This is a genomic window from Rhizobium sp. TAL182 (assembly GCF_002117725.1).
Taxonomy (GTDB): Bacteria; Pseudomonadota; Alphaproteobacteria; order Rhizobiales; family Rhizobiaceae; genus Rhizobium; species Rhizobium esperanzae.
Genome location: NZ_CP021026.1, coordinates 30,649 through 44,032, shown reverse-complemented (window position 1 = coordinate 44,032; position 13,384 = coordinate 30,649). Strand labels below are relative to the sequence as shown.

The following is a 13,384-nucleotide window of genomic DNA, read 5'->3' as shown; positions in this document are numbered from 1 at the left end:
AGAATGGCTGAGCTCACTCTCAAACAGGTTCGCAAGAGCTTTGGCGCTCTCGAGGTCATCAAGGGCGTCGATCTGGAGGTTGCCTCCGGCGAGTTCGTCGTCTTCGTCGGCCCGTCGGGCTGCGGGAAGTCGACGCTGCTGCGCATCATCGCCGGCCTGGAAGAGACGACCTCGGGTAGGCTGACCATCGGCGGCAAGGACGTGACCTATGCGGAACCTTCCGAGCGAGGCATCGCCATGGTGTTCCAGAGCTATGCGCTCTACCCGCATATGACGGTTGCCGAGAATATCGGCTTCGGACTTTCGCTCGCCCGCCGCCCGAAGGCTGAGATCGCCGAGAAGGTCGCGGCGGCAGCCGAAACGCTGCAGCTCACTCATTTGCTGCAGAGAAAGCCGAAAGCGCTTTCCGGCGGCCAGAGGCAGCGCGTCGCCATTGGCCGAGCGATCGTGCGCGATCCCAGGGTCTTCCTGTTCGACGAGCCGCTCTCCAATCTCGATGCCTCACTGCGGGCACAGATGCGCCTGGAGATTTCGGAACTCCACGCCCGTCTGAACTCGACGATGATCTATGTCACCCACGACCAGGTCGAGGCGATGACAATGGCCGACAAGATCGTCGTTTTGAACGGCGGCGCCGTCGAGCAGATCGGCAGCCCGATGGAGCTCTACCGCAATCCCGCCACACCCTTCGTCGCCGGCTTCATCGGCAGCCCGAAAATGAACCTCTATGGCGGCGAGACGGCACGGCGTATGAACTGCACCACCTACGGCGTCCGCCCGGAACATGTCAGACTTTCGGGAGGCACCGGCCAGTGGCAAGGCAGAATCCGCCATGTGGAACGGCTCGGCGCCGACGCGATCCTCTATCTCGATGTCCCCGAACTCGGCGAAATGATCGTGCGCGCCGAAGGCGAAACGCCTTTCGGGCCTGGCATGACGGTCTGGGCAAACCCGCTGGAGGGAGCGGAACACCGGTTCTGAGTCCGGGTTAAAGCCCACATCGAGGAGCAATCCCACCGACCGAAGATCCCGCCCTCACGGCTGTTTGTTTGAGAGAGCCGCCAGATCCTCTTTGAGCCGGACCGGCAGATTCATCCGTTCGTGAAGAATGCTCATGACACCAAGATCGCCGTTCTTAAGCTCGCGAAAGAACACGTAATGATGTTCATAACGACCGAAATAGGCTAACCGCTTGATGTCTGCCGGAACTGCCAGACGTTGCGGAAGCTGTCGCCAGATCGACCGATCCTCGCGCAAACGCTGCAAATAGGCGTGCAGCCCGAGAATGTAGGCATCCGCCTGCTTCTCTCCCCACGCCTCAATCGTGTCGCGCCAAATCTTGTCCTGCGCGTCGTCAGCGCGCGGATAAAATCGATAGGCTGCCATCAGGCTTATTGACGCTTGTTGCGGCGGATGACGTCTTCGGCCGAAACCGCGACGAATTCGCTGTCTTCAGCCCGCATCGCCGGCGCAAGCTCTCTTTGCAGCATGTCCCAAGCCTCGTTACGGGTCTGCAAGTCGCGGCGAATGAGCGCACGAATATACTCGCTGGCGTTTTCATAAAGGCCGTCATCGCCGACCTGCTGCTGGATATGATCCTGCAATTGCCCACTGACCTTCACATGAATGCTACCCGATGCCATCGGCATATCCCTTCGTTTCGTCTATGATGGGTAGCGTAGCACATATTGTCAATATTCATCACGCAGGCCTCCGTAGCTTAATAACTGGTCGGGTTCAGCAGCGCTAAGGCGAGCAGCAACCCTCACGTCGGGGCCGGATGCTTGACGGAAGACCGTTAGTTGCAAAGCCGTGACACTCATTAACAACCATCCGGAGGGATGCCGGGCAACTTGCCTTTGTATCATTTAGTCTTTAAGGACGCCCCAATTTCCAAGGCGTAGGGGTTGAACCAGCATGTCACATGACCAGACCATATCTTCGGACCTTGGCGTGACGGCCGGCGATCTCGATCGCTATTTTACATTTCTCCGCTATGTTCTCGTGAATGCAGCCGCGTCGCGGCCGGGTGACGAAAGCCTCGATTATGCAACTGCGATGAGTGAGGCCATGCGGCTGGCCCGCGCTACCCATGATGCCGGCCGGAAGATCATCTTCATCGGTAACGGCGGCAGCGCCGCAATTGCCAGCCATATGGCGACGGACTACTCCAAAAATGGCGGACTCCGCGCCATGGCGATGAACGACGGGGCGACACTGACCTGCCTCTCGAACGACCTCGGCTATGAGAACGTCTTCGCAAAGCAGATCGAAATGCATGCGAATGAAGGGGATCTGCTGATCGCCATCAGCAGTTCAGGCAGATCGGAAAGCATTACCAAAGCCGTCGGCACCGCCCGCGAAAAAGGTGGCGCCGTTATCACCTTGAGCGGCTTTGCTCCAGGCAATCCGTTGCGCGCGCTCGGCGATCTGAACTTCTACGTTGCTTCCGACCAATATGGCTACGTGGAGATCGCCCATCTGGCGATCTGCCATGCCATATTAGATTTTTCCTGCGGCCTCGTCCCGCCCGTCCTTTCCTAAGAGTCTGATTACGCGCATGAATTTTCCCCACATCCACGATCCGGAATTGATGCTTCTTACGCCCGACGACGACGTTACCGACCCTGAGGTAACCATCCTCGTCCCCTCGCTGAACGAGGAATTGACGATCGGAACCTTCGTCGACTGGTGCCGTCAAGGCATCGCGGCAAGTGGTGCGGCGGTCGAAATCCTCATTGTCGACAGTTCGACCGATCGCACGCCGGAAATCGCCCGTGAACGGGGCGCGCGCGTGTTGCGGACGCCGAAGCGCGGCTTGGGCAGAGCTTACATCGATGCGATTCCTTTCGTCCGCGGCAAGTTCATCATTATGGGCGATGCGGACTGCACCTATGATTTTCGCCAGATCGCACCCTTCATCGAGGCCTTCCGGAAGGGATCTGAGTTCGTCATGGGCTCGCGGTTCAAGGGCACGATCGAAGACAATGCGATGCCGCCGCTGCATCGCTATTTCGGAACGCCGCTGACGACGTGGATTCTCAATCGGATGTTCGGCAGCCGCTTTTCCGACATCCATTGCGGCATGCGGGGCATCAGCGTCGATGCGCTGCTTCGCATGGATCTCCGCTCGCAAGGGTGGGAATACGCCTCGGAAATGGTGCTGAAATCCGTGCATATGGAGCTTGCGACGACCGAGGTGCCGATTCACTTCCTGAAGGATCCGGAAGGACGGCTGAGCCACATGAAGCGCCGAGGCTGGATGGAGCCCTGGCGCGCCGGCTGGCGCAATCTGCAGGCGATGTTTATCTACGGTTTCGACTTCTTTTTGATCTGGCCGGGCTTCCTGCTGCTGGCCCTCGGCTTGATCATAATGTTGCCGCTGCTCACCGGACCTATGTCGATAGCAGGCGTGCGGTTCTCCTCGAATGCCATGCTGTTTGCGATGGCTCTGGCCGTCCTTGGTCAATCAATGCTGATTTCGGCAGCGATCGGTCGGGTGATTTTTGACTATTCGGGACATGTGCAGCCTCGCCTCGAGCGGCTTCTTCCGTACAATGCAACAATATGGGGATCGGTTATCGCCGTTCTGGCAGGCGTTTTGCTGGCGGTTCCGCTCTTCGATTCCTATGTCGGGAACGGCTACGTACTGCCCGAGATCGGCATCGAGACCAACTGGGCCGTCTTCGGGCTGTGGCTTATCATCACGGCGTTCCAGATCTTTATATCAGGGCTCATGATACGAGCACTCGGGGTTATGCTGCCAGTCAAGAAGCCTGCGCCGCCTATCGCGGGATAAAACCACGAAAGGGCTATCATGATCGTAGGCTGGTGTACGGTTCTTTCCATAATATTATGGGGCCTCGTGATCGACAGAGGCATTGTTGCCCGGCTCAACCGACGTTGCGATCAGCCCTTTCGAGACGGCATCGATTTTCTGTTCAGCGGTCTTCTGCCGGCTCTGGCGATCGCCGGTGGCGCGGCCACTATTCTTGGCGCGTTTCATGGATTGAGATGGGAAATCGTTCTTCCCATAGTGGCAGCCTCGATGATCTGGCGGCGGCGCGATCTCGTCGCCGTTCTCTGCGACCTGGCTTCGCTGCTTCGTAAAATCACCGCTGGAACGAAAAGCGGAAATCCGTTGCCGGCGCTTGCCGCCTTCGCATGCATCATACTCGGCTATGTCTCGAGCGTTCTGGCCCAATTTCCGTCCGGTATCGCCGACGTGTGGGTTTTCCACATTCCTCTCGCAAACAGCATCATCGAGCATGCGGGTTTTGTGTCGCCGCAGATCGACCATCCCTTCTACGGCAATATTCCGCTCTTCTTCAATCTGCTGTTTGCGCTCGTCATGATGGTCAGTGGTCACTGGACTGGCGCGTCCGTCATGAACATCGCGATTTTCTTCGGGTTTCTGTTTCTGCTTTCAAGCTGCGCCAGCCGTTGGCGGGCATGCGGCTTTTTCCTAGTGGCCGCTCTGATCCTCAGCATCCCCTTCTTCAGGGGGAGTGTCGGCGAACCGATGACGGATCTGGCCCGGTCGTGTTTCTCGGTTGCCGCCGTGCTTTTCCTGTGGCGTTATCTGGAAACCCGGCGCCCGGCGGAGCTTTTCCATGGTGCGCTCGTGCTTGGGGGTGCGGTCGGAGGAAAATATACGGAACTGCAAATGGTCGGCCTGATAGGGCTGGCATTGCTGCCGACGCTTCTCAGGGGACGGGTGTCGCTGCCGCTCTTTCTGTCATGCCTCTGCGCATTCCTTGCAGTCGCGGGCTACTGGTATGCGAGAAACCTGATCGTCCTCGGCAATCCGATCTACCCCTTCATGTTCGGTCATCCAGGCCTCACCGATGCCTGGATGGCGGATTACATGCTCGAATTGGGCCGGGCTTTCGATCCCGCCAACCGACATTTCGTGACGAACCTCGCAACTCTGCAAGGCTGGCGCGACTTTCTGCATATTCTTTACGAGTGGTTTCTCGAGAGCAAGCCGAATGCTTTCGTCGCGCTCGCTTTGATATTGGCCGGCCTGGCAGTGGCTTTCCGGCGCATCGCATTTCTCGCAGCGATTACCGCTGCCATGTTTGTGATTTGGTACACCGTCATGTTCAATCACATCAGGTGGGCGACGCCAGCCTATCTGCTTTTCTTTTCGACCGGGTTCATCGGCGCTTCGCTGGTTCGCGAACGGCTGGATCAATGGTTCGACCGACGGGTGCTGCCGCAGATAGTCCCCCTGGCAAAAATTGCCTCTTCGCCGGCAAGCTTGATCGCCAGCCCGGTGATGATAGGCCTGCTGGCCGGGGGCATCTGGATTTCTCACTGGCATCGAATGGGCGGCAGCGACATCGATCCCGTCAAGGCGAAAGAGCTCGACGTCGTGTTTGGGCTGATCAGCGTCGACAAATATATGGAGAGTCATCGCGAAGCCTATTTCATGTACCGCTACATCGCAGATCACGACCTGCGAGCCGTATTTCAGCCTTTCGATACCGCAAATACATTACTGTCCACCGCTTATAACGACGGTCGCGACGGCGGCTGGCAGTTGCCCCGCCACGTGCTGCCCGCACCGGGGTCGGATATCGATGCCTTCATCAGGGACAATCGCATCGGCTATTTCATCGTTCCCCCGGATGCCGACGGCGCGTTCCTCGCCGAGCGCATTGGAGCGGACAAAATCGTGATGGCCAATAGCGTCATAGCGCACATGATGCCTCGCTCATCGCTGATCTTGACGGATCGGTTCGGCTGGAAGCTCTACCGTTTTGACGCGGATCGCGCATCGTGACGACACCATCCTCCCGCGCATTGCTTCGCATCGGAATTCCTGTTCTGAAGGTGGCCGTCGCGCTTGGCCTCGTCCTATGGATCGCGCTTAGGGTCGATTTTGCAAAGGGCTGGGCGGCGATTCAGACCCTGTCGGCGACCACCATCTGCATCAGCGTCTTCCTTCTTCTCTTGCAGGCCCTGCTTTCGGCATGGCGGTGGTGTCTTCTATCGGAGATGATCGGGCAGAGGCTGAAAGTATCAGGCGCCATGAAACTCTTCATGCAAAGCCTCTTTTACAATCAGGCTCTTCCAAGTCCCATTCCAGGCGATGCCGCACGCATTTTCGGCGCCCTCAAATATGGCTTGACGATCCAGGAAGCCACGCTCGGCGTCGTCATGGACCGTATCCTCACGCTGTTCGGACTGGCGGTCGTTGCGCTGATCGGCCTGATAATCATGCGGGCGTTTTACGGGCACGACTTCCCAATCCCCTATCTCACCGAACTCACGGCCCTCGGCGTCGCGGGAACCATCGCATCGGCCGTGGTGTTCAGCTGGCGTCGCCATCTCTTCGTTCGGCTTCTTCCGGAAAAACTGCACGCGTTGAACGAGGCGCTGGGGGCTTTTCTCACCCACCGGAGAATGCTCGGAATATTTCTATTGACCCTCGCCATTCACGGCTTGGGTGTCGTCTCGCTTGAGATCCTCGTTCTCGGCCTTGGTCTCCCGCTCGACTGGGGTCAGGCCGCCGCCGCTTTCCCGCCGGTCCTGTTGATCGCCATGGTCCCGATTTCCGTCGGAGGATGGGGCCTGCGCGAAGGCGGCATGATCATTTCACTTGCGGTGTTCGGCATCGGCACGACGGACGCCGCGACGCTGTCGGTGGTTTTCGGCCTGTTGCAGCTTGTGGTCGGCTTGGCCGGTGGTGTATTCGTCCTTTCGCGTCCTCATACGGGAAAGATCAAAGCGCTCTGAAGAGCCTTAACAGATCATATGGAGCTGCCGACATGCATGCCTTGGTAACAGGAGGGGCCGGATTTATCGGCAGCCATCTCTGCGATCGCCTCTTGGACTCGGGTTATCGGGTAACGGCAATCGACAATTTTCATCTTGGTCGGATGCGCAATATAGATCATCTCCAGGGCCGGGCGGATTTTCGCTTCCAGAAGCTGGATATGCTCGATCGGGAGGGCATGGATCAACTCTTTGCGGCGGATCGTCCTGATGCCGTTTTCCATCTCGCCGCCAATTCCGATATTGCCGCGGGCAATACCAATACGGAACTGGACCTGCAGTTGAACCAGCTGACGACGACGACACTGCTTGCCATCATGCGCAAGCATGGTGTCGGCAGGCTCTTCTTTGCCAGCACTTCTGCGGTGTTCGGCGAAGCCGAAGGCAATATTCACGAGGTTCACGGCCCCTTGCAGCCGATCTCGTTCTATGGCGCCAGTAAGCTTGCAGCGGAGGCCTATCTGTCCGTCTATGCTCTGTCATTCGGCATCAAGACGCTGGTGCTGCGCTTTCCCAATGTGGTTGGGGAGCGTTCAACACACGGGGCAATCTACGACTTCATCGACAGGTTGAAAGCGGATCCGACGAAGCTTCAGGTCCTCGGCAACGGAAGGCAGACGAAGCCCTATCTCTATGTCGGCGACCTGGTGGACGCGATTCTCCTGGCCTGGGACAAGGCGCCCGGCGCCTATGAAGTGTTTCATGCCAGCGGCATCGGCGAAACCTCCGTCCGCGATATTGCCGAGATCGTGGTCTCGAAGGTCGCAGCCGGAGCCGCTATCGAATATGGAAGCGAGGATCGCGGCTGGCTGGGCGACGTTCCGCGCTTCAGCTACGACATCAGCAAACTGATAGCGCTGGGCTGGTCGCCGAAGCGAAAGTCGACGGAAGCGGTTGACCTCGCCGTGGAGCGGATTCTGGCGAATGGGTTCTGACACCGCTATCCGCGAGGCAATCATTGTTGCCGGAGGCCTTGGAACGCGCGCGCGCAGCATGACGGGCGATGCCATTCCAAAAGCCCTTCTGCCTATTGACGGCGTGCCGATCATTCTCAGGCAGATCCGCGTCCTCGCCCGCGAAGGCGTTCGGCATGTGCGCGTGCTCGGCGGCCACCTCGGCAGCCAGCTCGAGCCTGCTCTCGGCCCGGAAGCTGAAAAGCTCGGCATTACGATCGAGGTCTTCGTGGAGACGTCGCCGCACGGCACGGCCGGCTGCCTGACGACTTTGGACACGGTCGCCGACGATGTCCTGATCGTCTATGGTGACATGCTCTTCGATCTCGATCTGGCAGCGCTGTCGCGACATCGCCAGCAATTTCCCGCCGCCCTGACGATCATCGCCCATCCCAACGATCATCCGCGCACATCCGATATCGTCGTTCAGAAGAACGGTTATCTCACGCGCCTCCTGGCTCGCAAGGCGCCACGCGATGCGGATTGGCGCAATCTCGTGCCGGCCGGCCTATACGTGGCTTCCGGTCAGTTCTTCGAGACGCTCCTGCCGGGCCAGCAGGCCGACATGATCCACGATGTCATTCCCGATCTTCTCGAGCGCTCGATCCCGGTCGCAATCTACGACACGCCCGAATACATGAAGGATACCGGATCTCCGAGCCGGCATGCCGCCGCGGCCGAGGATCTTCGGCAGGACCGGGTCCACGCGATCCACTTGTCGGTCCGAAGACCCGCGGTGTTCTTCGATTGCGACGGCGTGCTCAACGAAGACGTCGGCGGCCATGGCGTCATTCATCCCGACCAGGTGACCTTGGTTGGCCGCGCCGGCCAGGCGGTGCGGCTCGCCCGCGAGGCAGGCTTTCTCGCGGTCGCGGTAACGAACAGGCCGCAGGTCGCCAAAGGCCTGCTCAACGAAGCCGGCCTGGATCATGTTCTTGGTCGTCTGGAGGCCGAGCTGGCCGAAGACGGCGGCGTCCTGGATCGCATCTATTTTTGTCCGCATCATCCGGACAAAGGGTTCCCCAACGAGGTGCCCGAACTCAAGATCGATTGCGCTTGCCGCAAGCCCGGAGACCTGATGATCCGTCAAGCGATGGCGGAACTGCCGATCGAAAAGGCGAGATCCGTCATCATTGGCGATAGCCTGCGCGATATCGGTGCGGGCCGCAAAGCCGGAATCTGGGCCTACGGCGTCCGGACCGGTTACGGCCTGCGGGACGATAGGAGCTATCCTGCCGCAGAAACAGGAATCCCTCACGCCGATCTGGTCTTCGACACGGTCTATGATGCTGTTCGCTTTCAATGCAGCTACCACGACATTGGGCAAGCTCTCTTCAAAGCGATTGATGAGCGGCTTTCCAATGCGGCAGGCCCGCTGCTCGTAGGCATATGCGGTCGTTCCCGCTCAGGGAAAAGCACATCCGCGCATGCCGTACAACGCCTTCTCTCGGAAGCCGGGCGCAGCGTGCTGCGGCTGGAGCTCGACCGCTGGATATTGCCGCTCGAGCATCGCCGGCCCGATATGACCGCGGAAGAACGCAACAGGGTGGAGCATTATCCCGAGATCGTCAGAATTCTGCGTCAATCCGGACGGGTCGAGGCACCGGGTTACGATGCGGCAAGCCGTGGCCAGCACGCATCTCCGAGCCTCTACGACGCGCGTGATGCCGAGGTGATCCTTCTCGACGGCATCTTTGCCGGTCACGTGTCGATCCGCGAGGATGTCGATATGACCGTCTTCGTCGAAGCCTCACAGCAGGCGTTAGTGGATCGCTTTCACAAGTTTTACGCCTGGAAAGGCCTAACGCCAGCGGCGGCCGAGGAGCTCTGGACGTCGCGAATTCAGGAAGAGTGGCCGAGGATCGATCTGCAGCGCGCATCGGCCGACATCGTCATCAATCTCGAGGAGGCACTCCTTTGATCGTTTCATCCGCACCTTTTCGCGTCAGCTTCGCCGGCGGCGGCTCGGACATAGCGTCCTATTACCGTCGTCAGGCGGGCGCGGTATTGTCCTGCGCGATCGCCAAATACAGCTTCGTGATCGTGCACAGCTATTTCAATGAAAACAAATATCATCTGAAATATACGCGCACCGAGCTTGCCGACACGCTGGAGGACATTGCCCATCCGCTGCTGCGCGAGGCCTTGCGCATGCACCGGGTCGAGCCCGGCATCGAAGTCGCCTCCGTCGCCGACATTCCCTCCGGCACCGGTCTCGGATCATCCAGTTCCTTTTCCGTGGCGCTGATCAACGCGCTTTATGCCCACAGGTCGCGCTTTGCCTCCAAGGATCAGCTGGCGGAAGAAGCCTGCAAGCTCGAAATCGACATCCTGAAGGAGCCGATCGGCAAACAGGATCAGTACGCAGCCGCCCATGGCGGTCTGAACTTCATCGAGTTCAATTCCAATGGCGGCGTCAACGTGCAGCCCGTCGTCCTCAGCTCCGAGAAGATGGCTGAGCTCGAGAGCAATATCCTGCTGTTTTTTACCGGAAGCCAGCGCGATACGCGCTCTGTGCTGTCGACCCAGGTACAGGCGATGGAGACGGACGAAGGCAAGTTCCGGACCGTCGAGCGCATGGTGCAACTGGCCTACGAAATGCGCGACATCCTGATGAGCGGCGATCTCGGCGCCTTCGGCGAAGCGCTGCATCGTGGATGGATGATGAAGCGATCGCTGACATCGCAGATCACCAACAGCGCGATCGATGAGTTTTACGATGCGGCCCGGGCGGCCGGCGCGGTCGGCGGCAAGCTTGCGGGTGCCGGCGGCGGGGGCTTCCTCGTCCTCTATTGCCCGAAAGACCGCCAGGCAAAAGTCCGGCAAGCGCTCTCGCAGCTCAAGGAGATCGAGTTTCGTTTCGACTGGAGCGGCGCGCGCATCGCCTTTGCACAGTAGAGGGTGTTGATGGCACCGCGTCTCATCATCACGGGATCGACCGGCTACATCGGCGCAAGACTCGCGGCGACGGCGCGTGAGCGCGGCTTCGACGTGGTTGAATTCGGTCGGCGATCCGGAGCGAAATGGCGCATTGGGGATGAGCCTGCTGTATCGGATCTGGAGGGGGCGGCCGCAGTCATCCATCTCGCGCATTCTTGGGCGACCGAGCCGCAGGCGGCTGAAGAAAACAACATCAATATATCGGGCACCGTTAAACTGGCCGAAGCGGCAAGAGCGGCCGGCGTGCCGCACTTCGTCTTTTCCTCCTCCACCTCGTCTCGGCAGGAAGCGCTCAACGTTTACGGACGCACCAAGTTCAGGATCGAACAACACCTGACCGCCAGCTCTGCAGCACCGATCGTTCGCATCGCGCGGATCGGGCTTGTCTATGGCGGCCCGCGGGTTGCGATGTACGGCTTGATGGCGAAGCTGGCAGGCTTGAGTCCGCTCCTGCCGATGATAGGGCTCAGCCGAAAGGTCCAGCCAATTCATCTCGACGAAGTTGCTGCAGGCCTTTTGGCGCTGGCGACCCGGGAGGACCTGCAGCCGCAAACATTCGTGCTCGCACATGAAAAACCGATCAGCTTCGCCGCCTGGCTCGGAATTCTTCGCCGCAGCCAGGGCAAGGGCAAGCTTCATTTCATACCGATCCCCCTGGGCTTCGCTCTTTTTGCCTGCCGGATGACCAAGCTTGTGCCGTTGATCCCGACTGTTGATCCGGAGCGCGTCCTGGGACTCGCGGGCGCAGCGCCGATGGAGGGCGCGGAAAGCCTCAGGCTGCTGGGCTTGAATCCGGCCGATCCGACAATGGTGCTGACGCGGGAGTTCGCTCAAACAGACCAGGAAGAGTCGCACGGTGAGGCGAAGGCGCTGCTGCAATATCTCGGCATCACGCCGACGTCGGTACAGTTGCAGCGGCTCGACGAAGGGCTTCGCCGTGAAGGTCTGTCGCCGCTCGGCCTCTCCCCAAGGTTGATCCGGAATCCGCGCCTGCTCGCCTTCTTCGAGCCGCCGGCCAATCACACGCAGCATCGGCTTGCGCGCGCCCTTTATCTCGCAGATCTCGCGAGCGAGCCGGAAAGATATTCCGCCAAAAAGAGCGGACTTTTCGGCGCCGTGCTGGCCATCGCCGGCGATGTCCTGCTCTTCCCGCTTCGCGCACTTTTGGCGGGACGATACCGATGAGGACGCCCGACGCCGACTTCATCATCGTCGGCAGCGGTCCGGCAGGCGTCTCCGCTGCGTTTCCGCTGATAGCGGCCGGCCGTCGCGTCCTGATGCTGGATGCCGGCAATGATGCAGGATGGGAGGACGAAAGCCGCAGCGCCCGTGTCTTGGGAAGCAATCTGGAATCGCTCCGCGCCGACGATGGCAGTTCACCGAAACTGCAGACCCCGGTGGCCCGCGGAATTCTTGAGCGGTTCCGGCGCGAGTCAGGGATCATAGGCGACGGATTCACGCCGGTCGCCAGCCTCGTCCGTGGCGGTCTCTCCAATATATGGGGAGCGCAAATCAGCTACCTCGATGCCGAGGACATCGCGGGCTGGCCTATCGATATCGAGCTGCTGCAGCGATCCTACGAACGTGTGTCGCAACGCATCGGGATCAGCACGAACGCCGATTTGACCGCAGGCGCCAACAGCGCATCCGTCCTGCCGCTTGGCGCCACAGCCGCCCATGTCCTCCATCGGCACGAGATCGCAAAGCCGGCCGATGGGTCGTTTCGGCTTTTTCCCGCCGTCAACGCCATCCTTTCGGAGGCGAGGCCCGGGCGGGCCGCGTGCGATCTGCGCGGCGACTGTCTCTACGGCTGCCCGAGCGGCGCGATCTATAACAGCCGGCAGGATCTGCTTGCGCTGCAGAAGTCGCCGCATTTTCGGTTGCTCGATAACATGCGCGCCATATCTCTGACGTCCAACGCGGGCTGGACGATCGGAACGGCCGACGGATCATCATTCTCTGCGCCGAGGATCATTCTCGCCGCAGGCGTGCTCGGAACCGCCGCCTTGCTGGCGGACCTCCTGCCGATCGGCGGTAAAGGACTGCGCCTTTTGAACAGTCCGACGCTTGCCATTCCTCTGCTCTCTCCGGCAAGATTGCTGCGCTCGGCCACGGCGACCCATAGCCTGGCGCAACTCGGATTGTCGTTGCGTTACGGCGAGCGCGCATCCGAATATGTGACTGGCGCGATCTATGAAGTCGGCTCGCTGCCGGCGCAGAGCTTCGTCAACAGGATGCCGCTCGGCAGAAAGGCCGGGCGCGCCGCGTTCGAGACGATCGCCGGCAGCTTGCTGGTTGCAACGATCTACTATCCCGGCGACCAATGCCGGAGCTACATCCATCGCGAAGCGGCAGGAAAAGGCATGACCGTCCGGGGCGGCTTTGCAGACGGTTTCGATACCCGCGCCAAGGATTTGAAGAGACGGCTTCGCCGCGAGTGGAAACGGTTAGGGCTCGTTCCACTTCCGGGCGCGTCGCTGGCGGAACCCGGGATCGATGCGCATTTTGCCGGCACCCTGCCGATGGGCGCAGCGGGGCCGTTCGGTACCTCTGCGGATGGCGAATTGAACCTCCATCCGGGTCTTCACGTCGTCGACGGCTCGGTTCTCCCCGATCTTTCCTCGAAATACATCACAATGACGATTATGGCGAATGCCGATCGTATTGCCCACCGCCTCGCTGAAACCGAAGCAAACCCGGCGCTCTGA

At 60.0% G+C, this 13,384-nt stretch carries 12 protein-coding genes; 10 read left to right on the top strand and 2 right to left on the bottom strand.

Annotation, left to right across the window (positions count from 1 at the left end):
• The first annotated feature begins 3 nt into the window (after positions 1–3).
• On the top strand, positions 4–981 hold the full coding sequence (gene ugpC / locus Tal182_RS23220; RefSeq protein WP_085861172.1) for a sn-glycerol-3-phosphate ABC transporter ATP-binding protein UgpC: 978 nt from the start codon (positions 4–6) through the stop codon (positions 979–981).
• A gap of 54 nt (positions 982–1,035) precedes the next feature.
• Here the strand turns inward: ugpC and Tal182_RS23215 are convergent, their stop codons facing one another.
• Together Tal182_RS23215 and Tal182_RS23210 are read right to left on the bottom strand one after the other, a co-directional pair.
• Entirely contained in the window at positions 1,036–1,386 is a 351-nt protein-coding gene (locus Tal182_RS23215; RefSeq protein WP_085861171.1) for a type II toxin-antitoxin system RelE/ParE family toxin, read from the bottom strand.
• Between the two features lie 5 nt (positions 1,387–1,391).
• A complete protein-coding gene (locus Tal182_RS23210; RefSeq protein ID WP_085861332.1) occupies positions 1,392–1,643 on the bottom strand; it encodes a transcriptional regulator in 252 nt (83 codons plus the stop codon).
• Positions 1,644–1,917: 274 nt separating this feature from the next.
• On the opposite strand from Tal182_RS23210, the gene Tal182_RS23205 reads away from it, so the two are divergent.
• From Tal182_RS23205 to Tal182_RS23165, 9 genes are read left to right on the top strand one after another with little or no spacing between them, the layout of a single operon-like run.
• Complete coding sequence (locus Tal182_RS23205) at positions 1,918–2,544, top strand: SIS domain-containing protein (protein ID WP_085861170.1); 627 nt, start codon at positions 1,918–1,920, stop codon at positions 2,542–2,544.
• A 16-nt stretch (positions 2,545–2,560) separates the two neighbouring features.
• On the top strand, positions 2,561–3,799 hold the full coding sequence (locus Tal182_RS23200; RefSeq protein WP_085861169.1) for a glycosyltransferase family 2 protein: 1,239 nt from the start codon (positions 2,561–2,563) through the stop codon (positions 3,797–3,799).
• An 18-nt stretch (positions 3,800–3,817) separates the two neighbouring features.
• Complete coding sequence (locus tag Tal182_RS23195) at positions 3,818–5,788, top strand: hypothetical protein (protein WP_085861168.1); 1,971 nt, start codon at positions 3,818–3,820, stop codon at positions 5,786–5,788.
• Positions 5,785–6,744: a lysylphosphatidylglycerol synthase transmembrane domain-containing protein gene (locus Tal182_RS23190; protein ID WP_085861167.1), complete on the top strand. Its 960-nt coding sequence runs from the start codon at positions 5,785–5,787 to the stop codon at positions 6,742–6,744. Before Tal182_RS23195 ends, Tal182_RS23190 begins: the two co-directional genes overlap by 4 nt.
• Before the next feature lie 32 nt (positions 6,745–6,776).
• A complete protein-coding gene (locus tag Tal182_RS23185) occupies positions 6,777–7,718 on the top strand; it encodes an NAD-dependent epimerase/dehydratase family protein (protein ID WP_085861166.1) in 942 nt (313 codons plus the stop codon).
• Positions 7,708–9,657 carry an HAD-IIIA family hydrolase gene (locus Tal182_RS23180; protein ID WP_085861165.1) on the top strand — a complete coding sequence of 650 codons (1,950 nt, stop codon included), beginning with the start codon at positions 7,708–7,710 and terminating at the stop codon, positions 9,655–9,657. The genes Tal182_RS23185 and Tal182_RS23180 overlap by 11 nt, the downstream gene beginning before the upstream one ends.
• On the top strand, positions 9,654–10,634 hold the full coding sequence (locus Tal182_RS23175; protein WP_085861164.1) for a GHMP kinase: 981 nt from the start codon (positions 9,654–9,656) through the stop codon (positions 10,632–10,634). Before Tal182_RS23180 ends, Tal182_RS23175 begins: the two co-directional genes overlap by 4 nt.
• 9 nt (positions 10,635–10,643) lie before the next feature.
• Positions 10,644–11,861 carry an NAD(P)-dependent oxidoreductase gene (locus tag Tal182_RS23170; RefSeq protein ID WP_085861163.1) on the top strand — a complete coding sequence of 406 codons (1,218 nt, stop codon included), beginning with the start codon at positions 10,644–10,646 and terminating at the stop codon, positions 11,859–11,861.
• Positions 11,858–13,384 carry an FAD-dependent oxidoreductase gene (locus tag Tal182_RS23165; protein WP_085861162.1) on the top strand — a complete coding sequence of 509 codons (1,527 nt, stop codon included), beginning with the start codon at positions 11,858–11,860 and terminating at the stop codon, positions 13,382–13,384. Before Tal182_RS23170 ends, Tal182_RS23165 begins: the two co-directional genes overlap by 4 nt.

What these genes read in the sequence shown, in the direction of transcription:
- Tal182_RS23180 (WP_085861165.1), top strand. Translation starts at nt 7,708, where the DNA reads ATGGGTTCTGACACCGCTATCCGCGAGGCAATCATTGTTGCCGGAGGC.
- Tal182_RS23165 (WP_085861162.1), top strand. Translation starts at nt 11,858, where the DNA reads ATGAGGACGCCCGACGCCGACTTCATCATCGTCGGCAGCGGTCCGGCA.
- Tal182_RS23215 (WP_085861171.1), bottom strand. Translation starts at nt 1,386, where the DNA reads ATGGCAGCCTATCGATTTTATCCGCGCGCTGACGACGCGCAGGACAAG.
- Tal182_RS23205 (WP_085861170.1), top strand. Translation starts at nt 1,918, where the DNA reads ATGTCACATGACCAGACCATATCTTCGGACCTTGGCGTGACGGCCGGC.
- Tal182_RS23200 (WP_085861169.1), top strand. Translation starts at nt 2,561, where the DNA reads ATGAATTTTCCCCACATCCACGATCCGGAATTGATGCTTCTTACGCCC.
- ugpC (WP_085861172.1), top strand. Translation starts at nt 4, where the DNA reads ATGGCTGAGCTCACTCTCAAACAGGTTCGCAAGAGCTTTGGCGCTCTC.
- Tal182_RS23170 (WP_085861163.1), top strand. Translation starts at nt 10,644, where the DNA reads ATGGCACCGCGTCTCATCATCACGGGATCGACCGGCTACATCGGCGCA.
- Tal182_RS23195 (WP_085861168.1), top strand. Translation starts at nt 3,818, where the DNA reads ATGATCGTAGGCTGGTGTACGGTTCTTTCCATAATATTATGGGGCCTC.
- Tal182_RS23210 (WP_085861332.1), bottom strand. Translation starts at nt 1,643, where the DNA reads ATGGCATCGGGTAGCATTCATGTGAAGGTCAGTGGGCAATTGCAGGAT.
- Tal182_RS23185 (WP_085861166.1), top strand. Translation starts at nt 6,777, where the DNA reads ATGCATGCCTTGGTAACAGGAGGGGCCGGATTTATCGGCAGCCATCTC.